Raw genomic sequence first — 23,166 nt, 5'->3', positions numbered from 1 at the left:
GGCTTCAGCCGCCGATGTAGCTCATTTCCACGCGCTTGCGGCCTTGTGTCGCTTCCGGTGGCAGGCTGGCGCGGATTTCGGAGTAGCGGTCATTGCGCTGGCCCCAGATGTGCGCCATGGCGTTGCTGATGGTGGCGTCGTCTGCGCCGTTGCGCAGCAGGTCACGCAAGTCCCAGCCCTGGTCGGCAAACAGGCACAGGTACAGGCGGCCTTCTGTGGACAGGCGTGCACGGTTGCAGTCGCCGCAGAAGGCCTGGGTCACGCTGCTGATGACGCCAATTTCGCCCAGCGCCGGGTCGTGCTTGCCATCGGCACCTGCATAGCCCCAGCGCTTGGCGGTTTCGCCAGGGGCAGAAGGCTCCAGCTGCACCAGAGGCATTTCAGCGTGTATGAGCTGGAGCACTTCGGCCGATGGCAGGACTTCGTCCATGCACCAGCCGTTGGTCGCACCCACATCCATGTATTCAATAAAGCGCAGCGTCACGCCGGTGCCACGGAAATGGCGAGCCATGGGCAGGATCTGGTCTACGTTGGTGCTGCGCTTGACCACCATGTTGACCTTGATGTCCTGCAACCCCGCTTCGCGCGCGGCTTCAATGCCGTCCAGCACATCGGCCACAGGAAAGTCCACATCGTTCATGCGGCGGAAGGTGGCGTCATCCAGCCCGTCCAGGCTGACGGTGACACGCTTGAGACCCGCATCCTTGAGCAGCTGGGCCTTGCGGCGCAGCAGCGAGCCATTGGTCGTCAGGGTGATGTCCAGCTCCTGACCCTCCGGAGTGCACAGAGCAGCAAGCTGGGCGATGAGCTGGTCCAGGTCTTTGCGCAGCAGCGGCTCGCCGCCTGTCAGACGGAACTTGCGCACGCCGTGTGCAATGAACAGGCGTGCCAGGCGGGTGATCTCTTCGAAGCTCAGCAGTGCCTTGTGGGGCAGGTAGGGATAGGCTTTGTCAAAGACTTCCTTGGGCATGCAGTAGGCGCAGCGGAAGTTGCAGCGGTCTGTGACGCTGATGCGCAGATCACGCAGTGCGCGCGCGCGCTGATCCAGCAACTGCCCAGTGGGAGCAATATGTGCTGTATTGAGTGGCGCCTGCAGTACGCCGTACCGTTGTTCCACCACAGGGATTACGCGATCAACCATAGGGGCGAGATTGTGCCGCAAGCGCTTCGGCGCTGCTGGGGAGGGGGTTTGGTGCTGCAGGGATAGTCTTCAGCTCTGCGTGGTTTTGCAATTTTCCTGCGCAGCAGGCGGCATGGGCTGCCCTTTGCCTTCAGGCAGTATCCAGCCCACAAACTGGGGGTAGTACTGTGCGACGGCGGGGCCGTTGAAGTCCCAGCCTTTGCAGCGGCCCAGATAGGCAGGCGGCTGGTCAGGGCCGCTATCAAAGGCAGACACAATGCTTTGAAATGTGGCGGTTGCCATGCTTTGCAGCAGCTCTCGCATATGGGTGCAGCCCGCAATGCCGCCCAGATGGGTCTCAATGGCTTTGCGCCAGCCACGTGCCATGCAGCAGCCCACCATGCCTTGCATGGCATCCAGCGCTGTGGGACAGCCTTGTACAGGATGGGCATCCATCGCCGCTTCAATGGCATGGACGACCAGCTGGGTGTCCACCGTCACGCGAAGCAGCATGTGGTGAATGGGCTCGCCTGCCTTGCGCATGCCTTCTCCATTGACGCGTGGCATGTCCATGGCCTTGCTGTCTATGAGTTCGCCCTCGATGTCCCACAGGCCATCGGCGCGTTCAAAACTGCGAAAGTTCACTTGGCGGATGTGCTGCGGGGTGCGGGCAACAGTGGGTGTGGAAAGCGGCATGGGCGTGGTGTGAAAAAGCATGGTGTGCTGGCAAAGACCAGCGGCAATCTGGCCATCATTGTGGATATGGGCTGGTATGCGGTCAGTCACCAAGGTAACTTTTTATCAGCCAAATTGGCTTCTAGGGCTTATGCTACAAGCGCTGGGTGCTATGCATTTGATTTAGGACTTCGCCCTATGGACAAGCCTGTGGGCAAGCCGGACCATGCCTGCATATGCTTGTCATGTGGAGGCAGTGGCGATGAAAACCCTGGTCGATCAACTCTCGCAGTACGCGGACTATCACCGCGATGCACGCAACATCCTCACGCACTTCTTGGGTGTGCCCATGATTTTGCTGGCCGTGGTCATCGTGCTGTCGCGCCCGGCATGGGAATGGGGCGGTGCGGGGGTAGCGCTCAGTCCTGCGGTGCTGGCAGCACTGGCCGCGAGCATCTACTACATGCTGCTTGATATGCGCTATGGCCTGACCTTGGCGCTGGTGCTGGGCGTCATGCTGGCGCTGGGCGCCTGGCTGGCCCAGCAAAGTACGGCGCTGTGGCTGGGCTGGGGCGTGGGGCTGTTTGTGGTGGGCTGGATCATCCAGTTCGTGGGGCACTACTGGGAAGGGCGCAAGCCGGCTTTCTTTGATGACATCGTGGGGCTGTTGATCGGCCCATTGTTTGTGCTGGCTGAAATGGGGTTTGCGCTGGGGCTGCGCAAGGAGGTGCAGCAGGCCATCGAGCAGCGCTCCGGCCCCGTGCGTACTTCAGCGCGTGCTGCCTTGTAAATGCGGTTTGCGCGGATATTCCAGGGGTTTGAAAGAAGCGCGCAAGGGCATGCCTCTAAAATCTTCAGGTTTTCCCCCAATTGGGGGCATTTGTTTCATAACCTGATCAACCATCATGTCCTTCGAAAAACTGACTCCCGGCAAGAACGCCCCTGAAACTTTCAACGTAGTGATCGAAATCTCCGCGAATGCCGATCCTGTGAAGTACGAAGTGGACAAGGAAACAGGCTGCGTGTTTGTGGACCGCTTCATGGGCACTGCCATGCACTATCCCGTGAACTACGGTTATGTGCCCCAGACACTGGCTGGCGACGGTGACCCCGTGGACGTGCTGGTGATGACTCCCTTCCCCCTGCCTACAGGCGTGGTGGTGCCTTGCCGTGCCATCGGTATCCTGCACATGGAAGACGAAGGCGGCGTGGACGGCAAGGTGCTGGCTGTGCCTACCAAGAAGATCCTGCCTGCCTACGACAAGATCGAAAGCCTGGACGACGTCCATGAACTGACCCTGAACCAGATCGCTCACTTCTTCGAACACTACAAGGATCTGGAAAAGGGCAAGTGGGTCAAGGTGCTGGGCTGGAAGGGTATTGACGAAGCCAAGAAGGAAATCTCCGACGGCATCGCCAGCTACAACAAGGCCTGAAAAATAGATAGCGATAAAGATAAAACCTTGGTCTCAGCCTAAGGCAAACCTTTTTCTCTGTAAAAATTTGTTAATGTGCAGTCCCTGTAAAGGGCTGCACTTTTTTTTGCCTGTGTGCGGCGCGACAAGGTCTTTTTCAGGGAGATGAGATGCTTTTGGCAAACATGCGCATGGCTACCAAGCTGGGCATTGGCTTCGCTTTGGTCAGCATGCTGACCCTGCTGCTGGGTGCGGTTGCTTTATGGCAGATGCGGCACATGCATGCCAGTACGCAACTGGTGGTGCAGAACGCCATGCCCAGTGTTCTTTATCTGAGCAATCTGCGCAGTGACTGGAACCAGTTCAGGCGTGCTGAAGCCGGGGTGCTGAATGTCCAGAGCGTGGCAGAGATTGACGGTTATCAGACGCAGATACAGCGTGTGCTGCAGGAAATCCAGTCGTTGGAGCGTGCCTACCAGGCGCTGGAAGCCGACGCCCAGGAGCAGCAGCTGATGGCTCGCTACGAGCAGTTGCGTGCGCAGTACATGGAAATACACCGCAGCTTCCTGCAAGCTGCGCGTGAGAAAGACTATAACGAGCTGGAAGGCGATCTGCTGCTGGGTGACATGGTCACCAACATCTATGTAGGCGTGGCGGAACCCGTGTTCGTACAGCTGGTAGAGGTGCTGGGTGAGCTGGCGCAGCTGAGCCGAAAGGGCGCAGATGAGGCGGAGCAGCAGGTGCAGCGCAGCTTTCAGTTTGCCAATACCTGGGTGCTGCTCGGCATGGGGCTGAGCACCTTGCTGGCCATTGTGCTGGGCTGGCGCATCACCCGGTCGGTCACTCTGCCCGCCAGGCAGGCTGTCAGCGTGGCGCGTGGCATTGCCGATGGTGACCTGACGCAGCCTATCCCTCAGGCTGGCAAGGACGAAATGGGTGTGCTGCTGCAGGAGCTGGGGCAGATGCGTGACAACCTGGAGCAGGTGGTGGCGCAGGTGCGCTCCAATGCCGATGGTGTCTTCACCGCCAGCGAGCAAATCGCCAGCGGTAACCATGACCTGTCGACCCGCACGGAAGAGCAGGCCAGTGCCTTGCAGCAGACGGCAGCATCCATGGAGCAGATGGCATCGACGGCACGCCACAACGCAGAAAACGCGATGCAGGCCAATCAGCTGGCAGTCAATGCCTCCCAGGTGGCGCAGCGCGGTGGCGAGGTGGTGCAGCAGGTGGTGCAGACCATGCACGGCATTGATGCCAGCAGTCAGAAGATTGCCGACATCATCGGTGTGATCGATGGTATTGCTTTTCAGACCAATATCCTGGCGCTGAATGCTGCGGTAGAAGCAGCACGTGCTGGTGAACAGGGCCGTGGCTTTGCCGTGGTGGCGGGCGAGGTGCGTTCGCTGGCAGGTCGCAGCGCGGAAGCTGCCAAGGAGATCAAGCAGCTGATTGCTGAGAGCGTAGACCGCGTGGGCCAGGGCTCCAGTCTGGTGGCCGAAGCAGGTCACACCATGCAGGAAGTTGTGCATGCCATCCGCCGTGTGGCAGATCTGGTGGTAGAAATCAGTGCGGCCAGCCGAGAGCAGAGTCAGGGCGTGGGACAGGTGAGCGAAGCCATTGTGCAAATGGACCAGAGCACCCAGCAAAATGCAGCCCTGGTGGAGGAAAGTGCAGCTGCGGCCTCTGGTCTGCAGCGTCAGGCCAGGGATTTGGTAGAGTCCGTATCGCGCTTCAAGGTTCAGCAGCAGGCGCTGGTTCGTCAGCCGGCGGTACAGCCCGTGCAGACATCTGCCCCTATGCCAGCACCAGTCAGCATCCAGCCTGCGGCAAAGCCTGTGCAGCAGGAAAAGCCCGCGGAAGCTGTGCAGCCTGCGGTGAAGGCGGTTGCCAGGGCCGCTGCGCCAGCTCCAGCCAAACCACTGGTTACACAGACGGCTTCTGAAGACGACTGGGAAACCTTCTGACGCAGGCCGCAGACCTGCACATTCAAGACACACCCCATGCCGTGCTGGCATGGGGTGTTCTTGCATCTACGCCTGCGAAGCTGCTGGAGCTAGGGCGGTTGTGCATAAGGACTCCTGCTCCCTTGCTGTGGATCTGGGCGGAGGGAGTGATAATCCCCCCTTATTTGTAAACCGGCTGTTCTGCGCAATAGCCGCTGGCGCTGAGGCCGCAGGGCTCACACATTTCATGACCACTTCTATCTGCATCGCTCAACTCAATTTTGTGGCGGGAGACTTGAGCGGTAACGCACAAAAAGTTATCGAAGCCGCGCAGCAGGCACATGCACAGGGAGCCGCGTTGCTGGTAACGCCCGAGCTGGCCCTGTGTGGCTACGCTGCTGAAGACTTGCTGCTGCGTCCCGCTTTTCAGCAGGCCAGTGATGAAGCACTGCAGACCGTGGTGGAAGCCAGCAAGCAGTGGCCAGGGCTGACACTGCTGGTTGGGCATGCACAGGCAGTGGAAGGCAGTACATTGCGCCGCAATGCAGCCAGCTGGATTGCTAACGGACAGGTGCTGGGCACTTACAGCAAGCAGGCATTGCCCAACTATGGTGTGTTTGACGAGAAGCGTTATTTCCTGCCCGGTCAGCAGGCCGGTGTGATGGACCTGCAAGGAGTCCGTGCCGGTGTGCTGATCTGTGAAGACGCCTGGGTGCGAGAGCCTGCACAGGCGGCTAAGGCCGCTGGTGCGCAGATGCTGCTGGTGCTCAATGCTTCGCCTTGGCATCTGGGCAAGCAGTCCGAGCGCGAAGCCGTACTGGCGCAGCGTGCCCGCGAAACTGGGCTGCCGGTGGTCTATGCCCATCTTGTGGGCGGCCAGGACGAGCTGGTATTTGATGGCAGCAGCTTTGCATTGCAGGCGGATGGCACTGTGGCTGTACGTGCTCCGTCGTTCGAGCAGGCACTGGCTGAAGTGCGCTTGCAGCAGACCGCAGGCATTGTGCAGGTATCGGGTGTGGTGACTCCTGTTCAGGAGGACAACGCCTGTCTGTGGAAGGCCCTGGTGCTGGCCGTGCGCGACTATGTGGGCAAGAATCGCTTTCCCGGTGCGCTGCTGGGTTTGTCGGGCGGTATTGATTCCGCACTGGTGCTGGCCATTGCCGTGGATGCACTGGGCAAGGACAAGGTGCGTACGGTGATGATGCCTTCACCCTACACCGCAGACATCAGCTGGAAAGACGCGCAGGAAATGGCAGACCGTGTGGGCGTGCGCCATGAAGTGATTGATATTGCTCCGCAATTTGAAGCATTCAAGGCAGCATTGGCCTCGCAATTTCAAGGTTTACCTGAAGATACAACGGAAGAGAATCTGCAGGCCCGCATTCGTGGTACCTTGCTGATGGCCATGTCCAATAAGTTTGGCTCTATTGTGCTGACAACAGGCAATAAGAGCGAAATGGCTACGGGCTACTGCACGCTCTACGGCGACATGGCAGGTGGCTTTGCCGTCATCAAGGATGTATTCAAGACCCGGGTGTTTGAGCTGGCACGCTGGCGCAATGCCAATGATCCTTTTGGAACGGGTCTGCATCCGATTCCAGAACGCATCATTACGCGCCCGCCCAGCGCAGAGTTGCGTCCTGATCAGAAGGACGAAGACAGTCTGCCTGCTTATCCTGTGCTGGACGATATTGTTCGCCGTTATATGGAAAATGACGAGCCTGTTGAAGCCATCGTGGCCGCAGGTCACGACAGCGGTGACGTCGAGCGCGTGGTTCGGTTGATCCGGGTGAATGAATACAAGCGCAGGCAGGCCCCGATGGGGCCGCGCCTGACGCAGCGTTGCTTTGGTAAGGACTGGCGCATGCCGATTACCAACGGATTCAGACGCTGAAATCTGGTTTCTCGTATTGATTGATTAAGTTAAAAAATTCCACTGGAGCCTGACACCATGAAAATGATTACAGCCATCATCAAGCCATTCAAGCTGGAGGAAGTGCGTGAAGCATTGGCGGAATGTGGCGTCACGGGTCTGACCGTGACTGAAGTGAAGGGTTTTGGCCGCCAGAAGGGCCATACCGAGCTGTACCGTGGTGCAGAGTACGTGGTGGATTTTCTGCCCAAGGTGAAGATTGAGGTGGTCGTTGCTTCCGAAGATGCGGACCGCTGTGTAGACGCCATCGTGACCGCAGCGCGCACAGGCAAGATCGGTGACGGCAAGATTTTTGTATCGCCCGTGGAAAAGGTAGTGCGCATTCGCACCGGCGATCTGGACGGCTCTGCCATCTAATCGCACAGAGGCGTTGCCCATGAAAAAAGCGATCCTTTGGGATCGCTTTTTGTGTGGGTCAGATCACGTGGCGCAGGTCCTTGCTTTCTGGCACCAGTCCAGCGGACTCGACCAGGAACTGCATCAGCGCGGCAATGTCGCTGTCCGCCTTGATCAGATCCATCTGCCAGGCGCCCATGAAGCCTTGTGTGACGGTGGATTGCAGAAACTGCAGCATGCTGGTGTAGTAGTTCTCTACGTTGAGCAGGCCCACGGGCTTGTCGTGATAGCCCAGCTGGCGCCAGGTCCACACTTCAAACAATTCTTCAAAGGTGCCAATACCGCCGGGCAGGGCCAGAAAAGCATCGCTGCGCTCAGCCATCATGGCCTTGCGCTCATGCATGTTGGCGACGATGTGCAATTCAGTGCAGGACTGGTTGGCCAGTTCTTTGTCTACCAGTGCTCGGGGAATGACGCCTACCACGCGGCCGCCAGCTGCCTTGGTGGCTTCGGCCACAATGCCCATCAGACCGGTGCAGCCGCCCCCGTAGACCAGCTGACCGCCACGCTGGCCAATCCATGTGCCTACGGCACGCGCAGCTTCTGCATACACCGGCAACTCGCCAGGGCGCGAGCCACAGTACACGCAGATCGAAAAAGCAGGGGTGAAGTCAGTCATGAGAGGTTCTTGGTAGATGAAGTCAGTGTTCAGCGCTGCGATGAGGGTGTGGGCGCAGGTGCATCAATCAGACGCGTACCAGCTAGCACATCGTGCAGAAACTGGCGCTGTGGGTGAAAGCGGCTGAGCAGGGCCCAGACAGCGATCCAGCCCAGTGTGAGCACCGCCACTTCAGCCATGGGCAGATGAAACGGTGCCAGAGCAGCCAGCGGTGGCAGCAGCCAGACCCAGCATAGCGCATAACGGGCCAGTGCACGCACACGCGTGAGGGGGCGGCCATTGTTGTCTACCACCTGGATGCGCCAGGTTTTCATGGCCAGCGTCTGGCCTTTGCTCCAGAAAAACGCAAAGTACATGCCCAGCACCACGAACAGCACAGCCTGCAGTGTGCGGGGTGACAGCGGTGCGCCAAACAGCACGCCAGCTGTGCCGAGTACGATGCCGCCGACAAACACGACGCCGAACAGCAGCAGACTTTCATACAGCCAGCAGGCCATGCGGCGGCGCAGACTGGGGGCTTGCAGAGGAACGTGGGTGGTGGAAGAGGTAGGGGCAGACATGCAGGCAGGCTTATCCATCAAATGCCCCAGACAGCAGGGGCTGTTTATTGTGCCGGTGCTGGTGCGTGCTCAGGTGCTGGATCTGATTGATGCGCGTCAAGATCTTGCGCAGGTGCAGGATCTTCCGCAGGCAGTGGCGGAAGCTCCATGCTGGGCATGGATTGCGGCACGGTAATGGGCAGAGCCGTCACCTCGGGTGGCGCGGCAAACGCTGGCTGAGGATGCTCAACAGGCGGAAGCTGCAGGGCTGGGGCAGCCTGTGGTGTGGCAATGGGCTGCGTCTCCACAATCACTGGGTGTGACACAGCCGGTGTGCTGGGCGCTGGTGCTGGCTGGGGCTTGGGTACGGCAATTCTGCGCTTGGCTTTTTTGGCGGCACGTGCCTTGCGGGCTTGCTCCGCCAGGCGCTGCTTTTCCGCAGCGCTCAGTGCCTGGTATTCATCCCATTTGGTCTGCAATTCCTGTGCGGACAGGCGCTTGGTGCTCTCAAAATTCAGTCGTGCCTGGTTGCGCTGCTGGGCGCTGAGGCTGGCCCAGGTCGTCATGCGGCTGACCAGCTTGGTGCGCTCGGATTCATCCATCTTAGGGTAGCGGTCCGCCAGGACCAGCCAGCGGCGCTTGGCCAGCGCACCCATGGCGTTCCAGTGCTCGCGCAGCGGCATCAGAATCTGGCGCTGGGTTTCTGAGAGTTCGCGCCATGCGGGGCCGGATGAACTCAGGCGCAGCCGGGGGGCGTGTGTGCTGCTGCTCAAGGAGGCGTGGCTGGTGTTGTCTACCGCCATATAGGCTGGCACGGTGCTGGGGGCCATGGCCACCTGCCCCATGCACCAGATGCCACCTGCTGCCAGACCCAGCAACAGCACGCTCGCCAGACTGATGGCGAAGACAGATGTGCGGGAGCTTGTGGGGTGTTCAGCGGTCAGGGGCATGTAGTGCCAAGTGTAAAGCGGCCCGCGTCCAGTCTGAATGGAACGGGCCGCGATTGCGGTCAAGGTGTGTCGGAAACGGTTGCTTGCAGGTATTGCTGGAAGCCGGGGTCAGTATAGGCGGCAGGGGGCAGTTCACTGGTCAGCAGGGCTGCATCCACTTCGGCAATATCAACAGTGGCGCGGCTGTCCTGGTCGATGCCGATAAAGGTCAGCGCACCAGCCAGTGCCACCAGCGGCAGCGCCGTCAGCAGGCGGCGCAGCCAGATGGGGGTGTTGTCCTGCGTGGGAGCGCCCAGGCTCAATGTGCCGTCGGCATTGCCAAGCAGGCTGCTGGCTGCTTCGGTCTGGCGCACGCGCAGTGGGCTGCTTTCGCGCTTGCGAACAGACAGTGCCTGCATGCGTGCTGCGCGCAGGCGCTCAGTGACCACGTACGGCAGCTCCGCATTGGCCATGGACAGGTGCGCAGTCAGCTTACGGGCAAATTGCTCGGCCGCATGTTCATTCTGGTGCGAAGGTGTGGTCATAACTCAATTCCTTTGGCTTTGAGCGCTTTGCTCAGCGACTGGATGGCCCGGAAACAATGTGTTTTTACACTGCCTTCTGAGCATCCCATGGCCGCTGCTGTCTCGGCAACATCCATGTCTTCCCAATAACGCAGCAAGAAGGCTTCTCGTTGACGCGCAGGTAAAGATTGAATTTCATTTTCAATACTTTTTAACAATTGCATACGCTGCGTCAGCGTTTCGGCGCTTTGTGCAGTTTCTTGCCCACTGTCTGTTGCATAGGTCTGCATCCAGTCAAATTCACTGCTGTCTGGATCATCGTTATGTGCGATGTCACCCATATTTGCAAACAGTGCATTGTGCGTTTTCTGTCGGCGAAACCAGTCCAGCGTGCAGTTAGACAGGATGCGGTGAAACAGCATGGGTAGTTCCGCGACCGGCTTGTCACCATAGTGCTGGGACAGCTTGATCATGCTGTCCTGGACGATATCCAAGGCCGCTTCTTCGTCACGGACGTGGTAGAGCGCGCGCTTGAAAGCACGTTTTTCCACGCTTTTGAGGAAGTCTGAGAGCTCTTGTTCGGTGGCCAAGGCAGTAGTGCTCGATAGGTCTGGAACGCACGAAACTGCAGGTCAGGATAGAGCCCTCTGCAGAATGTGGCAAAGCGGCCATTATCGCATTACGTTGTCAAACCCCCTCAATACCGTTAGCCAAAGTCGATGTTGCAGTGCCATAATGGCTGCTTGCAATTCAAACAAAAAGGCAAACGGGTCAAGGTCCGGCGTTTACCAATTTCGCCCATGTCCTTGGTCTTAAGTCCTGAACCGATCCCACAAGGATTTTGGCAAGGGGCACCCTAGGTTTTTCGTTAGAGAAATTCACAAAGGTTGATCATGGAAATCTCCAAAGCAGAACAAGCCAGCGCAGCGGCAGCTGCTTCTCAGGCTGGTACCCAAGAGTTGATGGGTGCCGAAATCCTTGTCAAATCACTCGAAGCAGAAGGCGTCAAGCAGCTGTGGGGCTACCCCGGCGGTGCAGTGCTGTACATCTACGACGCGCTGTACAAGCAAAACGGCATCGAGCACGTGCTGGTGCGCCATGAGCAGGCGGCGGTGCATGCGGCTGATGGCTATGCCCGAGCGACCGGCGATGTGGGCGTGGCGCTGGTGACATCCGGCCCCGGCCTGACCAATGCCGTGACTGGTATTGCTACTGCTTATACCGATTCGATTCCTCTGGTGGTGATCAGCGGCCAGACTTCCACGGCAGCGATCGGCACCGATGCATTCCAGGAATGCGACACCGTGGGTATCACCCGCCCCATCGTCAAGCACAACTTCCTGGTGAAAGATGTGCGTGACCTGGCCCTCACCATGAAGAAGGCCTTTCACGTGGCGCGCACTGGCCGCCCTGGCCCTGTGGTGGTGGACATTCCCAAGGACGTTTCTTTCAAGAAGGCGCCTTACAGCGGCTATCCACAGTCGGTGGAAATGCGCTCCTACAACCCCGCGAAGAAGGGCCACTCCGGCCAGATTCGCAAGGCGCTGCAGTTGCTGCTGAGCGCCAAGCGCCCCTATATCTATACCGGCGGCGGTGTGCTGCTGGGTAATGCCTGCCAGGAGCTGCGTACCTTGGTGGACATGCTCGGCTACCCCGTGACCCATACCCTGATGGGGCTGGGCGCATACCCTGCCAGCGACCGCAAGTTCCTGGGCATGCTGGGCATGCACGGCACGATCGAGGCCAACAACGCCATGCAGAACTGCGATGTGCTGCTGGCCGTGGGCGCACGCTTTGATGACCGCGTGGTGGGCAACCCCAAGCACTTCATGTCGGTAGAACGCAAGATCATCCACATCGACATTGATCCTTCCTCGATCTCCAAGCGTGTGAAGGTGGATGTGCCTATCGTGGGTGACGTCAAGGACGTGCTGACCGAGCTGATCGCCATGATTAAGGAAGCCACGACCCGCTCCGACGAAGGTGCGCTGGCACAGTGGTGGAGCCAGATTGAAGCCTGGCGCAGCCGTGACTGCCTGCAGTTTGACCGCAGCAAGAAGGATGTGATCAAGCCCCAGGCCGTGGTGGAAACGCTGTGGAACATGACCAAGGGTGAGGATGTGTACATCACGTCTGACGTTGGTCAGCACCAGATGTGGGCGGCACAGTTTTACCGCTTTGATGAGCCACGTCGCTGGATCAACTCCGGTGGTCTGGGCACCATGGGTGTGGGCCTGCCTTACGCCATGGGCATCAAGCTGGCCAAGCCTCAGGCGGAAGTCTTCTGTATCACGGGCGAAGGCTCGATCCAGATGAACATCCAGGAGCTGGCTACCTGCCGCCAGTACAACACGCCTGTCATCATCTGCGCGCTGAACAACCGCTTCCTGGGTATGGTGCGTCAGTGGCAGGAGATTGAATACTCCGGTCGCTACTCCAGCAGCTACATGGACTCGCTGCCCGACTTCGTGAAGCTGGCTGAAGCCTATGGCCACGCCGGCATTCTGGTGGAAGACCCCGCCAAGGTGGAGTGGGCCCTGCAGGAAGCACGCCGCATTGCGCGTGAAGAAAACAAGTGCGTGTTCCTGGACTTCCGCACCGACCCCACGGAGAACGTGTTCCCCATGGTGCAGGCCGGCAAGGGTATCACGGAAATGCTGCTTGGTCCTGATGATCTGTAAAAACCATAGCTGCTAGCGCTTGCTGGCAGCGGTTTTGCAAATCATTTCATACGCAAAAGCAGATTTAATCTGCGCTAAGCGCTCTCAAATTTGACGAATCTATTGTCCACCAAGCCCGCAGCTTACCGGTTGCGGGGGAGGGTGGCGAAAAGAGGAATCTGGACATGAAACACATCATTGCCGTGCTGCTCGAAAACGAGCCCGGAGCCCTGTCGCGCGTGGTGGGCCTGTTCTCGGCCCGTGGCTACAACATCGAGTCCCTGACCGTAGCCCCCACGGAAGACCCCTCGCTGTCGCGCATGACGATTCAGACCACGGGGTCGGATGACATCATCGAGCAAATCACCAAGCACCTGAATCGCTTGATTGAAGTCGTCAAAGTGGTGGACCTGACCGAAGGTGCCTACACCGAGCGTGAACTCATGATGGTCAAGGTGCGCGCCGTGGGCAAGGAGCGCGAAGAGATGAAGCGCATGGCGGACATCTTCCGCGGCCGCATCATCGACGTGACCGAAAAGAGCTATACGATCGAGCTGACGGGCGACCAGTCCAAGAACGATGCCTTCCTGCAGGCCATCGACCGTACTGCGATTCTGGAGACCGTGCGCACCGGCGCATCCGGTATTGGCCGTGGCGAACGCATCCTGCGTGTGTAATGCGCAGACGTCAGACACTGAATTTTCACAACCCTACAACCCCTATAAGCAACTGGAGCCAACTATGAAAGTTTTCTACGACAAAGACTGTGATCTGAGCCTGATCAAGAGCAAGACTGTGGCCATCATCGGCTACGGCAGCCAGGGCCACGCCCACGCACAAAACCTGAACGACAGCGGCGTGAAAGTCATTGTCGGTCTGCGCAAGGGCGGTGCTTCCTGGGACAAGGTGGGCAAGGCTGGCCTGACCGTGATGGAAGTGGATGAAGCGGTGAAGGCTGCAGACGTGGTCATGATCCTGCTGCCCGACGAAAACATCCCCGAGGTGTACAAGAACAACGTTGAGCCCAACATCAAGCAAGGCGCTGTGCTGGCTTTCGCTCACGGCTTCAACGTGCACTACAACCAGGTGGTGCCCCGCGCTGACCTGGACGTGATCATGGTGGCTCCCAAGGGCCCTGGCCACACCGTGCGCTCCGAATACCTGAAGGGCGGCGGCGTACCTTCGCTGATCGCTGTGTACCAGGACCGCTCCGGCAAGGCGCGTGACATCGCTCTGTCCTACGCTTCTGCCAACGGCGGCGGCAAGGGTGGCATCATCGAGACCAACTTCAAGGAAGAAACCGAAACTGACCTGTTCGGCGAGCAAGCCGTGCTGTGCGGCGGTGCCGTGGAGCTGGTGAAGATGGGCTTCGAAACCTTGACCGAAGCTGGCTACGCGCCTGAAATGGCCTACTTCGAGTGCCTGCACGAGCTGAAACTGATTGTGGACCTGATGTACGAAGGCGGCATTGCCAACATGAACTACTCCATCTCCAACAACGCGGAGTATGGCGAGTACGTGACTGGCCCCGAAGTCATCAACGAAGAGTCTCGCAAGGCCATGCGCAACGCTCTGAAGCGCATCCAAAGCGGTGAATACGCCAAGATGTTCATCAGCGAAGGTCGCCTGAACTATCCTTCGATGACTGCACGCCGTCGCCAGAACGCCGATCACGCCATCGAGCAAGTGGGCGGCCAGCTGCGCGCCATGATGCCCTGGATCGCCAAGAACAAGCTGGTGGACCAGACCCGCAACTAATCACCGTTGCCAGGCTGCTTGTCGCAGCCTGCTGCAAAAGGCCACTGCGCAGGCAGTGGCCTTTTTCTTTGTATGGCTGTAAAGCAGTGGCGCTACACTGCATGGCAGTACTCGGTCCCCATGGATGCGGGCTGCGTAAAATACTATGGTTTTAATAGCTGCCCAGCTGCTGCGCTGGCAGCGAACTGGAGGTGCATTGCATGCATGACAGCAAAGACGCCCAAGCAGGCGAAAACGGCGTGGTGGTGCGCAAGCGACGCAAGGGCATTTACATACTGCCGAATTTGTTTACCTTGGCTGCGCTGTTTGGTGGCTTCTATGCCATCGTGATGGCCATGAATGGCCGGTTTGATCTGGCGGCCTACGGCATTTTCTGTGCCATGGTGCTGGATGCGCTGGACGGTCGCGTGGCGCGCATGACCAATACGCAAAGCGCATTCGGCGAGCAGATGGACTCGCTGTGCGACATGGTGTCCTTTGGCGTGGCGCCTGCCCTGGTGGCCTACGAATGGGCGCTCAAGGGACTGGGTCGCTGGGGCTGGATTGCCGCCTTTGTGTACTGCTCGTGCGCAGCGCTGCGTCTGGCACGCTTTAACGTGAATACCGGCGTGGTCGACAAGCGCTGGTTTCAGGGCCTGCCTTCGCCTGCCGCCGCCGCGCTGGTCGTTGGCTTCATGTGGGTGCTCAATGACTTTGGCGTGGTGCGCGGCGAAGACGGCATGATCACCTGGGTGCAGATGATGTGGGTGATGTTCTTCCTGACGCTGTACTCGGGCCTGACGATGGTGACCAACGTGCCTTTCTACAGCTTCAAGGATGTGAACATGAAGCGCAGCGTGCCGTTTGCCGCCATCATCCTGATCGTGCTGGCCATCGCCATCATCAATATTCATGCGCCTACCGTGCTGTTTGCGGTGTTTGCCGTCTATGGCTTCAGTGGTTACGCGGTCTATGTGGTGCGCAAGACACGTGGTCAGCAGACCAGTGTGATCAGTGTTTCCAAGGACGAGCCCGAAGAGCGCGGTCTGCATCATTAGTAATCATGCGTAAAAACGCATATACATCTTGAAGTGAACTGTGCTAGAGTTGTTCGCATGAATTACCTGTCGCTAGCTCTACTACTATCTTCCATGTCCAACGGGCAGGTTTAGTAGCGCGCGCGTACACACACCCTACATCCAAGGCCCGTAGCTCCAGCGACGGGCCTTTTTTTGTTTGGGTTGCTGGGGACCAGGCCAAATTTTCTTGAATCACGAAAGAGAGCTCCTATGTCGATGTTGCAGAACCCCGCAAGCAAGTACCGTCCTTTTGTACCTGTTCGTCTGACTGACCGTACCTGGCCTGACGCAACCATCAGCAAGCCCCCCGTCTGGTGTAGCGTGGACTTGCGCGACGGCAACCAGGCGCTGATCGAGCCCATGGATATCGAGCGCAAGATGCGCATGTTCGAGCAGCTGGTCAAGATCGGCTTCAAGGAAATTGAAGTGGGCTTTCCTTCTGCTTCGCAGATCGAGTTCGACTTCATGCGCAAGCTCATCGAGGAAAAGCGCATTCCTGATGACGTGACCGTGCAGGTGCTGACCCAGGCACGTGAGCATCTGGTGCGCCGCACTTTTGAAGCCCTGGAAGGTGTACCCCGTGCCATTGTTCACCTGTACAACGCGACAGCACCTGTGATGCGCCGCGTGGTGCTGGGCATGAGCGAAGACGAGATCGTGGAGCTGGCGCGCAGCAATGCCCAGCTGTTCAAGGACATCGCAGCGGAATACCCTCAGACGGACTGGACTTTCGAGTACTCGCCCGAGATGTACTCGGACACCGAAGTGGAGTTCTCCAAGCGCGTGATCGACGCCGTGACAGAAGTCTGGCAGCCCACACCTGATAAGAAGTGCATCATCAACCTGCCCACAACCGTCGAGCACTCCAGCCCCAATGTGTTTGCCGACATGGTGGAGTGGACGCACCGCAATATCGAGCGCCGTGACTCCATTGTGCTGTCCGCGCACCCCCATAACGACCGCGGCACTGGCACAGCGACTGCCGAGATGGCCTTGCTGGCCGGCGCAGACCGTCTGGAAGGCTGCTTGTTTGGCAATGGCGAGCGCACCGGCAACCTCGACGTCGTGAACGTGGCCTTGAACATGTACATCCAGGGCGTGCATCCGGGTCTGGACTTCTCGGACATCGACGGCATCCGCGCAACGGTGGAGTACTGCAACCAGCTGCCTGTACACCCCCGTCACCCCTATGTCGGTGAGCTGGTCTACACCTCTTTCTCGGGCTCGCACCAGGATGCGATCAAGAAGGCCTTTGCTGCACGCAAGGAAGGCGACATCTGGGATATGCCTTACCTGCCGATCGACCCCAAGGATCTGGGCCGCAGCTACGAAGCCGTGATTCGTGTGAACAGCCAGTCCGGCAAGGGCGGTATCTCCTACTTGCTCGAAGCTGAGTATGGCCTGCAATTGCCACGCCGTCTGCAGATCGAGTTCTCGCAGGTGGTACAGCAGGAAATGGATGCGCTGGGCACCGAGTTCACGGCCCCTGATTTGTGGAACATCTTCCGCAAGGAATTTGGCCTGGATGCGCAGCAGGCACCTCAGTACCGCATTGAGGAAGCTGATGGTGTAATGAATCTGACGGCCAAGCTCCAATGGAATGGTCAGGAGCGCGTGCTGCAAGGCAAGGGTACCGGCCCTATCGACGCCTTTGTGCAGGCGCTGTCTGAAGCCACTGGCCACAGCGTGCGCGTGATGAACTACTCGGAGCACGCAGTGGGTGAAGGCGCCAGCGCACAGGCCGTTGCCTATGTGGAAGTGCGCGTGGACGACAGTCACACCGTGTACGGCGTGGGCATGGATGCCAACATCGTGTCGGCCTCGATTCGCGCCATTTTGTCGGGTGTGCGTCGCGCGGTGCCTGTGCAGACGCAGGCTGCCTAAACACTCCAGAGCCAGCGGCTTTTGCGCCTGAGGTGCAAGGGCCGCCCGGCTGCAGACTTGCCAGATGGTGCAAAAGATCTGGCCTCCCAGCGGCATCAGACTTGTAAAGTTTGATGCCGCTTGCTTTGTGTGCTCTCAAATAATTGAAAATGAGTGCTAACTACATGATGCAAACGGTACTGTCACGCCTATAATTTCGTGAATTACTGCAAAAAGGTCGCTTTTCCCGTAAATAAAAAGACTTTTTTAAAGTAGGGGTGAACACGTCTTTGTTATTTGTAGTTCGGAGCACCGCTGCATGCACTACCGATCCTTTTTTGCATCTCAACGGATCGCCAGATTGCTGGCTTTCGTCACTTTGAGTTGCGCTCTGGCTGCACCAGCCGCAAACGCAGCCAATACAGCTCCTACCAAGAAGCCAAGCAGCAGCGCATCTGCCAGCAAAGCCAAGAAAACGCCTAACAAGCAAGCGGCTGCCAAAAAGTCGACCACAGCCCAGAAAAAGGCTGCAGCGCAAAAGAAAGCCGTAGCGCAGAAAAAAACTACAAGTACCAAAAAGGCACAGGCTGCACGCTTGAGCAAGGCCAATGCCAACAAGAAAGTCGCGCGCAAGAACGCAACGGCTACGCGTGCAGTGAAGGCTGCTGCTGCCGGTGCTGCTGCGGTGGCGGTGGCGCGGCCTTCCTTTGGTCAGCTGGCGGGCCTGCATAAGGTGTCTGACCCGCTGGAACTGAAGTCCAGCGTGGCACTGGTACTGGATCAGGACACCAAAGAAGTCCTGTTCAGCAAGAATGACCACGCCGTGCTGCCCATTGCCTCCATCACCAAGCTGATGACCGGCTTGCTGATTGCAGAGGCGGGTCTTCCCATGGATGAGGTGTTGACCATCACCCAGGACGACGTGGATACCGAAAAGAACAGCAGCTCACGTCTGCGCGTAGGCGCAAAGCTGACGCGTGGTGAGATGCTGCATCTGGCGCTGATGTCCAGTGAAAACCGCGCAGCGCATGCGCTGGGGCGCACCTATCCCGGTGGCCTGCAGCACTTTGTGCAGTTGATGAACAACAAGGCCAAGCTGCTGGGCATGGCCGAGACCCAGTTCGTGGAGCCAACAGGTCTGTCCAGCCGCAACCAGTCCAGCGCGCATGATCTGGCGACGCTGGTGAATGTGGCGCATGCCAATCCCGTCATGCGTGAGTTCTCCACCACGCCCAGCCGCACAGTCACTGTGGGCAATCGCGTGCTGCAGTTCAACAATACCAACAGCCTGGTCAAGAGTGAGCGTTGGGAGATCGGCTTGCAAAAGACCGGCTATATCTCTGAAGCGGGCCGCTGCCTGGTGATGCAGACCGAGGTTTCAGGGCGCAAGCTCATCATGGTGTTCCTCGACTCCATGGGGAAATACAGCCGCCAAGCCGATGCCGAGCGTGTGCGCCGCTGGCTGGAATCTGGCCATACGCTGACAGCCAGCCGCTGATCCGAAGAGCCGCGTCTCAAAAAAGGGAGCGGCTAGCGCTGATGAATTGAGCTTTTCCGATATGAATATATTGGAAAGCCTGATTTCACAAGCGCTAGCCGCTCTTTTTTATGCAAAGAAAAGCCGCTGAAGGCATGCCTGCAGCGGCTGGAAAGAATTGGCGCGGCGTACTGGGATCGAACCAGTGACCCACAGCTTAGAAGGCTGTTGCTCTATCCGACTGAGCTAACGCCGCCGCTTTCGGTCTCAATCCTCAATCATACCGTGACTGAGACCGACTTTCGGCTTTGTGCTGCTCAGTCTTCGTCAAAAACGATCTGGGGCAGGGCTACGACACGGGCGACTTTGCTCAGGTCTTTGAGGACGCCTGCGCTATAGAAGCTGTAGGGGGTGTCGGGCTCCAAGGCTGCCGCTGCCAGGTAGGCCAGTGGCTGGTTCATGCTGACGTAGTAGCTGCCGGGAGGCGCTTCAAAACTGTTGCGCTGCAGGGCGACGGCGTCATTGGCTTCGCTGGCCTGATACGTTTCCGCATCCAGGCTGGAAAGCTCAGCCACACGCTGCACGTTCACGCCCAGCATGCCCAGTCGCTCGACGGCAGGGATGGCATCGGCAGACAGCCAGTAGCCGCAGGCATGGCTGCGGGCGCGGGACTGGCTCAGCTGCAGGCTGTCGCTCCAGACCACGGGTTGCTGGCGCAGCTGGGCTGTGTCCATGTCCACCACGGTGATGTCACGCTGGCCGATGGTGGGCTGCGCCTGCACGGTCAGCTTGCCACGGCAGGCCTGCGATGCGATGTCGCGCATCACAAAGGTGTCTACTGCCTTCAGATTGTCTGCATGGCTGGCGGCGCTTTGCAGCACGGCATTCATGGCTTGCACATGGCCGTGCACACGGCGCTGCACGTGAATGCGGCGCAGATCACTGCCTCGGCTGTCTGTCACCATGCTGGCCATGTTTTTCAGACTGGAAGCATTGCTCAGCGTGGTTGGGTTGATGCTTGCCATGGCATAGCCGTTGTCAGCGTTCTCGTCGGCAGCCTCAAAAGCCCAGTCCACGCGCAGACCGGCCTGCTCCAGTGCGTGCAGGGCAGGCTGGTGCACCCATTCGCGCGCAGCCTTGGTGATGAATTCGTGGCCGTTGGGAGTCACCGCATATTGCAGCCCCATATCGTTGGCACGCACGGCATTGAAGCGCTGGCGTGTGGGCTCGATGGCGGCAAACTCTCCGGCATCCAGCATGACGCTGGGGTGGTAGTCGCGCGCCAGCTTGGCCAGAAAGCGTGCTTCCGGTGTCTGCAGCGCCAGGTGGTCCTGGGTCAGGTCAGTGCCGTCGGCCGTGGTGGCTGTTCCGTTGGCAAAGCCATCAGGGTTGGCACGGGGCACGAGGATGATGTTGATCTTGTCGAGCAAAGGGGCCAGCAGGCCGCCGTCACCCAGCTCCTTGGCAATGGCCAGGGTAGCTTCGGTGGCTGCTGCATCCGTGCCTTGCTGCGCTGCCACGATCATGACCGTGGGGCGGCCGCTGTCTTCCAGCGCCTGCGGGCTGATGGATGTTCCCTTGGTTGCCACCAGTGCATGAATGGGCGAGCCACTTTGTGCGTTGCCACTACTCAGCAGGCCCAGGCGTACATTGCCGTTGAGGCTGGCTGCGCTGAGCTCGCGCAGCAGTTCGGCCAGTTCGCTGTTTGTGGTGAACTGCAGGCGGCTGTCGGAAAGGCCTGGTGTGCTGTAGCGCTCCGCAGGATCAGGGAAAAGCGCTGCCACGGACGCACTGTAGGGCAGAGCCTGCACATGGGTGTTGCTGGCAATGGGTGCCACGCTGATCACGGGCGCGTCAGGGGCTGTAGCGGTGGGGGCTGGTGTGCTGGTTGAGACAGGTGCAGTGCTGCGTGGCGTCCACTCTGGCAGCGGTGTGCTGGTGCAGGCTGTCAGTGCCAGTACCGAGCCAGCCAGCAGCCAGCGTGATGCGTGTGAGTAGAGAGCGTGACCTGTGCGTTCCAGAGACGGCGCAAAGACGGTGGCGTGGTGCTTGGTCATGGTGCTGTATCCGTAGAAAACCGAGAAAAGAAGCCCTGCGTTCGCGATGGCGCACTGGCTTTGCGGGCGGCGTAGCCCTGATGTGTGCATCTTACGAGGCATGCCACAGCATCAGGGCTGCCGCAGATGTGGCTTAGCGGTTGAAGCCGCCGCCGTTGCCACCACGACGGTTGTTACCGCCGCGGAAGCCTCCGCCGCCATTGCCGCCACGGAAGCCGCCGCCATTGCCACGGCGTGGGCGCTCCATCATCAGGTCAATGCTGGTCAGTGTGGGGTCAGGCTGGCCGCTGCTGTGCGAGCGAGGCGCACGGGTGACAGGGTTACCCAGCTGGGTGCCCAGGTGTGCATTGGGGCGTGGTGGCTGGTCTTCAAAGCGGCTCAGCGGTTCATCGCCATACGCATTGCGTGCGGGACGTGGCGCGCGTGCAGGACGTGCGGGCTGGCTTTCTGCGGGGGCAGCGCTGCGTGGATTGTCACGCGAAGGACGCTGGCGCGAGCGGTTATAGCCCTGGCCATTGCGGCGGCGAGGTTGTGCATCGCGCTCCGTGCGTTCGCCAGCGCCTTGCTCGGCTGGCAGTGCGACGGCTGCATCTGCAGACTGGATGTCTGCTGTCTGCTCAAAGCTGGTGGCATCGCTCTGGCGATGGCGAGGTGCCATGCCTTGGCGAGGTGTGCGGCGAGGGCCGTTGCCGCGACGAGGGGCCTGCTCCAGTGAAGCGCCGTTTTCTGCATCAGGTGCAGCAGCTTCACCACGTGGATTGCGGCGACCACGGCCAGCGCGCTCACCCTGGGCAGCCTTGGTGGAGCGGATGCGTTCCATCATCTCCTGGCGTGCAGCACGTGCGGCAGCCTGCATGACTTCGCGGCTGGGTGGCTTGCCAGCGCCGCCCCAGATCGTCTGGCGGCCCATGGCGATGGGCTCTGCCTTTTCACCAGGCTCAGGGCCAAATTCAGGCATGGGAACGACGGGGATTTCCTGCTTGGTAAAGCGCTCGATCTCCATCATGAAGCCTTCTTCGTCCATGCACACCAGGTTCACGGCATAGCCTTCCCGACCGGCGCGGCCGGTACGGCCAATGCGGTGCACGTAGTCTTCGGGTACGTTGGGGATTTCGTAGTTCACTACGTGTGGCAGCTCGTCGATGTCAATGCCACGTGCAGCAATGTCGGTGGCCACCAGCGCGCGCAGCTCGCCGGTCTTGAAGCCCAGCAGTGCCTGTGTACGTGCACTCTGGCTCTTGTTGCCGTGCAGAGCCATGGCAGAGATGCCGTTCTGGGTCAGGAACTCAGCCACATGGTTGGCGCCGAACTTGGTGCGCGTGAACACCAGTACCTGGCTCCAGTTGTTCTCGCGGATGATGTGCAGCAGCACATCCTTTTTCTTGTTGCGGCCCACAGGGTGGATGACCTGCTTGATGCGCTGCACCGTGGTGTTGCGGGGTGTGACCTGAATGCTCTCAGGGTTCTTGAGCAGGCCGTTGGCCAGGGCGCGGATTTCATCGCTGAAAGTGGCGGAAAACAGCAGGCTCTGCTTGTTCTCGGGCACCAGGGCCAGCACCTTCTTCACGTCGTGGATAAAGCCCATGTCCAGCATGCGGTCGGCTTCGTCCAGCACCAGCACTTCTACGCTGGACAGGTCCATGAAGCCTTGCTGCTGCAGGTCCAGCAGACGGCCGGGTGTGGCCACCAGAATGTCTACGCCCTTGTTGATGCGGTCGATCTGGGGCTTCATGCCGACGCCGCCAAAGATCACGGCAGAGGTGACGTCCAGATACTTGGCGTAGGAGCGGATGTTTTCTTCAATCTGCGCAGCCAGTTCACGGGTAGGAGTGAGGATCAGGGCGCGAATGCCACCTGCTGGGCGCTGTGTGCCGCCCTGTGTGAGGCGATGCAGGATAGGCAGCGAGAAGGCAGCGGTTTTGCCTGTGCCGGTTTGCGCACCGGCCAGCAGGTCTTTGCCTGTCAGCACAGCAGGAATCGCTTGTGCCTGAATGGGGGTTGGGTTTTCGTAACCCTGTTCCAGCACCGCTTTCACAATGGCGGGTGCCAAGTTCAGTTCTTCAAATGTCATTGTTGTCGATTACGCCCATCCGGGCGCAGGGTATCAGCCTTTCGCAGCAACCGGGGGGTGCTGAGCCAGTCGTAGGCGGATGAGATTCACAGGAGTTGGGAGCCGGATCGCTTGGGTTGGCGAGTGGGG

General features: G+C 59.3%; 20 protein-coding genes and 1 tRNA gene. 11 read left to right on the top strand and 10 right to left on the bottom strand.

All coding sequences use genetic code 11. The annotated features are described in order from the left end of the window. Positions 1 to 4: 4 nt before the first annotated feature. Positions 5 to 1,141, bottom strand: a complete 1,137-nt coding sequence (gene moaA, locus F7P80_RS07135; protein ID WP_151043625.1) for a GTP 3',8-cyclase MoaA — start codon at positions 1,139 to 1,141, stop codon at positions 5 to 7. A 69-nt stretch (positions 1,142 to 1,210) separates the two neighbouring features. Continuing rightward, entirely contained in the window at positions 1,211 to 1,816 is a 606-nt protein-coding gene (locus tag F7P80_RS07130; protein ID WP_054064927.1) for a DUF2889 domain-containing protein, read from the bottom strand. A 241-nt stretch (positions 1,817 to 2,057) separates the two neighbouring features. On the opposite strand from F7P80_RS07130, the gene F7P80_RS07125 reads away from it, so the two are divergent. The 5 genes from F7P80_RS07125 (at position 2,058) to F7P80_RS07105 (ending at position 7,443) form a co-directional block, all read left to right on the top strand. Next, the gene (locus F7P80_RS07125; RefSeq protein ID WP_054064928.1) at positions 2,058 to 2,585 is read left to right on the top strand and encodes an Mpo1 family 2-hydroxy fatty acid dioxygenase; all 528 of its coding nucleotides are present in this window, start codon (positions 2,058 to 2,060) and stop codon (positions 2,583 to 2,585) included. Between the two features lie 115 nt (positions 2,586 to 2,700). Beyond that, positions 2,701 to 3,231 (top strand): inorganic diphosphatase, encoded by a 531-nt coding sequence (gene ppa, locus F7P80_RS07120; RefSeq protein WP_151043624.1) that lies wholly within the window; start codon positions 2,701 to 2,703, stop codon positions 3,229 to 3,231. Between the two features lie 149 nt (positions 3,232 to 3,380). Beyond that, complete coding sequence (locus F7P80_RS17280; RefSeq protein ID WP_151043622.1) at positions 3,381 to 5,174, top strand: methyl-accepting chemotaxis protein; 1,794 nt, start codon at positions 3,381 to 3,383, stop codon at positions 5,172 to 5,174. Positions 5,175 to 5,400: 226 nt separating this feature from the next. Further along, positions 5,401 to 7,047, top strand: a complete 1,647-nt coding sequence (locus F7P80_RS07110) for an NAD+ synthase (protein ID WP_151043620.1) — start codon at positions 5,401 to 5,403, stop codon at positions 7,045 to 7,047. Positions 7,048 to 7,104: 57 nt separating this feature from the next. Continuing rightward, positions 7,105 to 7,443, top strand: coding sequence for a P-II family nitrogen regulator (locus F7P80_RS07105; RefSeq protein ID WP_054064932.1), 339 nt, complete (start codon positions 7,105 to 7,107; stop codon positions 7,441 to 7,443). A 58-nt stretch (positions 7,444 to 7,501) separates the two neighbouring features. On the opposite strand, the gene F7P80_RS07100 is transcribed toward F7P80_RS07105, so the two are convergent. From F7P80_RS07100 to F7P80_RS07080, 5 genes are all read right to left on the bottom strand, one after another. Further along, positions 7,502 to 8,101 (bottom strand): LOG family protein, encoded by a 600-nt coding sequence (locus F7P80_RS07100; RefSeq protein ID WP_151043618.1) that lies wholly within the window; start codon positions 8,099 to 8,101, stop codon positions 7,502 to 7,504. 29 nt (positions 8,102 to 8,130) lie between these two features. Beyond that, positions 8,131 to 8,598, bottom strand: coding sequence for an RDD family protein (locus F7P80_RS07095; protein WP_054064962.1), 468 nt, complete (start codon positions 8,596 to 8,598; stop codon positions 8,131 to 8,133). A 107-nt stretch (positions 8,599 to 8,705) separates the two neighbouring features. Further along, positions 8,706 to 9,590 (bottom strand): DUF3106 domain-containing protein, encoded by an 885-nt coding sequence (locus F7P80_RS07090; protein ID WP_151043616.1) that lies wholly within the window; start codon positions 9,588 to 9,590, stop codon positions 8,706 to 8,708. Between the two features lie 59 nt (positions 9,591 to 9,649). Then, entirely contained in the window at positions 9,650 to 10,114 is a 465-nt protein-coding gene (locus F7P80_RS07085) for a DUF3619 family protein (RefSeq protein ID WP_151043614.1), read from the bottom strand. Beyond that, positions 10,111 to 10,683 carry an RNA polymerase sigma factor gene (locus F7P80_RS07080; protein WP_151043612.1) on the bottom strand — a complete coding sequence of 191 codons (573 nt, stop codon included), beginning with the start codon at positions 10,681 to 10,683 and terminating at the stop codon, positions 10,111 to 10,113. The genes F7P80_RS07085 and F7P80_RS07080 overlap by 4 nt, the downstream gene beginning before the upstream one ends. A gap of 303 nt (positions 10,684 to 10,986) precedes the next feature. On the opposite strand from F7P80_RS07080, the gene F7P80_RS07075 reads away from it, so the two are divergent. The 6 genes from F7P80_RS07075 (at position 10,987) to pbpG (ending at position 18,930) form a co-directional block, all read left to right on the top strand. Then, positions 10,987 to 12,774 (top strand): acetolactate synthase 3 catalytic subunit, encoded by a 1,788-nt coding sequence (locus tag F7P80_RS07075; RefSeq protein ID WP_151043610.1) that lies wholly within the window; start codon positions 10,987 to 10,989, stop codon positions 12,772 to 12,774. A 164-nt stretch (positions 12,775 to 12,938) separates the two neighbouring features. Beyond that, positions 12,939 to 13,430, top strand: coding sequence for an acetolactate synthase small subunit (gene ilvN / locus F7P80_RS07070; protein WP_042413352.1), 492 nt, complete (start codon positions 12,939 to 12,941; stop codon positions 13,428 to 13,430). 64 nt (positions 13,431 to 13,494) lie between these two features. Further along, positions 13,495 to 14,511, top strand: coding sequence for a ketol-acid reductoisomerase (gene ilvC, locus F7P80_RS07065; protein WP_054064937.1), 1,017 nt, complete (start codon positions 13,495 to 13,497; stop codon positions 14,509 to 14,511). A gap of 200 nt (positions 14,512 to 14,711) precedes the next feature. Further along, positions 14,712 to 15,548: a CDP-diacylglycerol--serine O-phosphatidyltransferase gene (gene pssA, locus F7P80_RS07060; RefSeq protein ID WP_054064938.1), complete on the top strand. Its 837-nt coding sequence runs from the start codon at positions 14,712 to 14,714 to the stop codon at positions 15,546 to 15,548. Positions 15,549 to 15,785: 237 nt separating this feature from the next. Continuing rightward, positions 15,786 to 17,453, top strand: coding sequence for a 2-isopropylmalate synthase (leuA, locus tag F7P80_RS07055; protein ID WP_151043695.1), 1,668 nt, complete (start codon positions 15,786 to 15,788; stop codon positions 17,451 to 17,453). Positions 17,454 to 17,751: 298 nt separating this feature from the next. After that, positions 17,752 to 18,930, top strand: a complete 1,179-nt coding sequence (gene pbpG / locus F7P80_RS07050) for a D-alanyl-D-alanine endopeptidase (protein WP_054064940.1) — start codon at positions 17,752 to 17,754, stop codon at positions 18,928 to 18,930. A 158-nt stretch (positions 18,931 to 19,088) separates the two neighbouring features. Here the strand turns inward: pbpG and F7P80_RS07045 are convergent. The 3 genes from F7P80_RS07045 to F7P80_RS07035 form a co-directional block, all read right to left on the bottom strand. Continuing rightward, positions 19,089 to 19,165, bottom strand: a tRNA-Arg gene (locus tag F7P80_RS07045). A 61-nt stretch (positions 19,166 to 19,226) separates the two neighbouring features. Next, entirely contained in the window at positions 19,227 to 20,966 is a 1,740-nt protein-coding gene (locus F7P80_RS07040) for a M14 family zinc carboxypeptidase (protein ID WP_054064941.1), read from the bottom strand. Positions 20,967 to 21,099: 133 nt separating this feature from the next. Then, on the bottom strand, positions 21,100 to 23,037 hold the full coding sequence (locus F7P80_RS07035) for a DEAD/DEAH box helicase (protein ID WP_151043608.1): 1,938 nt from the start codon (positions 23,035 to 23,037) through the stop codon (positions 21,100 to 21,102). Positions 23,038 to 23,166 lie beyond the last annotated feature (129 nt).

The organism is Comamonas kerstersii (assembly GCF_008801935.1).
GTDB classification, from domain to species: domain Bacteria; phylum Pseudomonadota; class Gammaproteobacteria; order Burkholderiales; family Burkholderiaceae_C; genus Comamonas; species Comamonas kerstersii.
The sequence above is the reverse complement of the archived record's forward strand: the minus strand, read 5'-3'. Positions and strand labels throughout refer to the sequence as shown.

What these genes read in the sequence shown, in the direction of transcription:
- moaA (WP_151043625.1), bottom strand. Translation starts at nt 1,141, where the DNA reads ATGGTTGATCGCGTAATCCCTGTGGTGGAACAACGGTACGGCGTACTG.
- F7P80_RS07130 (WP_054064927.1), bottom strand. Translation starts at nt 1,816, where the DNA reads ATGCCGCTTTCCACACCCACTGTTGCCCGCACCCCGCAGCACATCCGC.
- F7P80_RS07125 (WP_054064928.1), top strand. Translation starts at nt 2,058, where the DNA reads ATGAAAACCCTGGTCGATCAACTCTCGCAGTACGCGGACTATCACCGC.
- ppa (WP_151043624.1), top strand. Translation starts at nt 2,701, where the DNA reads ATGTCCTTCGAAAAACTGACTCCCGGCAAGAACGCCCCTGAAACTTTC.
- F7P80_RS17280 (WP_151043622.1), top strand. Translation starts at nt 3,381, where the DNA reads ATGCTTTTGGCAAACATGCGCATGGCTACCAAGCTGGGCATTGGCTTC.
- F7P80_RS07110 (WP_151043620.1), top strand. Translation starts at nt 5,401, where the DNA reads ATGACCACTTCTATCTGCATCGCTCAACTCAATTTTGTGGCGGGAGAC.
- F7P80_RS07105 (WP_054064932.1), top strand. Translation starts at nt 7,105, where the DNA reads ATGAAAATGATTACAGCCATCATCAAGCCATTCAAGCTGGAGGAAGTG.
- F7P80_RS07100 (WP_151043618.1), bottom strand. Translation starts at nt 8,101, where the DNA reads ATGACTGACTTCACCCCTGCTTTTTCGATCTGCGTGTACTGTGGCTCG.
- F7P80_RS07095 (WP_054064962.1), bottom strand. Translation starts at nt 8,598, where the DNA reads ATGGCCTGCTGGCTGTATGAAAGTCTGCTGCTGTTCGGCGTCGTGTTT.
- F7P80_RS07090 (WP_151043616.1), bottom strand. Translation starts at nt 9,590, where the DNA reads ATGCCCCTGACCGCTGAACACCCCACAAGCTCCCGCACATCTGTCTTC.
- F7P80_RS07085 (WP_151043614.1), bottom strand. Translation starts at nt 10,114, where the DNA reads ATGACCACACCTTCGCACCAGAATGAACATGCGGCCGAGCAATTTGCC.
- F7P80_RS07075 (WP_151043610.1), top strand. Translation starts at nt 10,987, where the DNA reads ATGGAAATCTCCAAAGCAGAACAAGCCAGCGCAGCGGCAGCTGCTTCT.
- ilvN (WP_042413352.1), top strand. Translation starts at nt 12,939, where the DNA reads ATGAAACACATCATTGCCGTGCTGCTCGAAAACGAGCCCGGAGCCCTG.
- ilvC (WP_054064937.1), top strand. Translation starts at nt 13,495, where the DNA reads ATGAAAGTTTTCTACGACAAAGACTGTGATCTGAGCCTGATCAAGAGC.
- pssA (WP_054064938.1), top strand. Translation starts at nt 14,712, where the DNA reads ATGCATGACAGCAAAGACGCCCAAGCAGGCGAAAACGGCGTGGTGGTG.
- leuA (WP_151043695.1), top strand. Translation starts at nt 15,786, where the DNA reads ATGTTGCAGAACCCCGCAAGCAAGTACCGTCCTTTTGTACCTGTTCGT.
- pbpG (WP_054064940.1), top strand. Translation starts at nt 17,752, where the DNA reads ATGCACTACCGATCCTTTTTTGCATCTCAACGGATCGCCAGATTGCTG.
- F7P80_RS07040 (WP_054064941.1), bottom strand. Translation starts at nt 20,966, where the DNA reads ATGACCAAGCACCACGCCACCGTCTTTGCGCCGTCTCTGGAACGCACA.
- F7P80_RS07035 (WP_151043608.1), bottom strand. Translation starts at nt 23,037, where the DNA reads ATGACATTTGAAGAACTGAACTTGGCACCCGCCATTGTGAAAGCGGTG.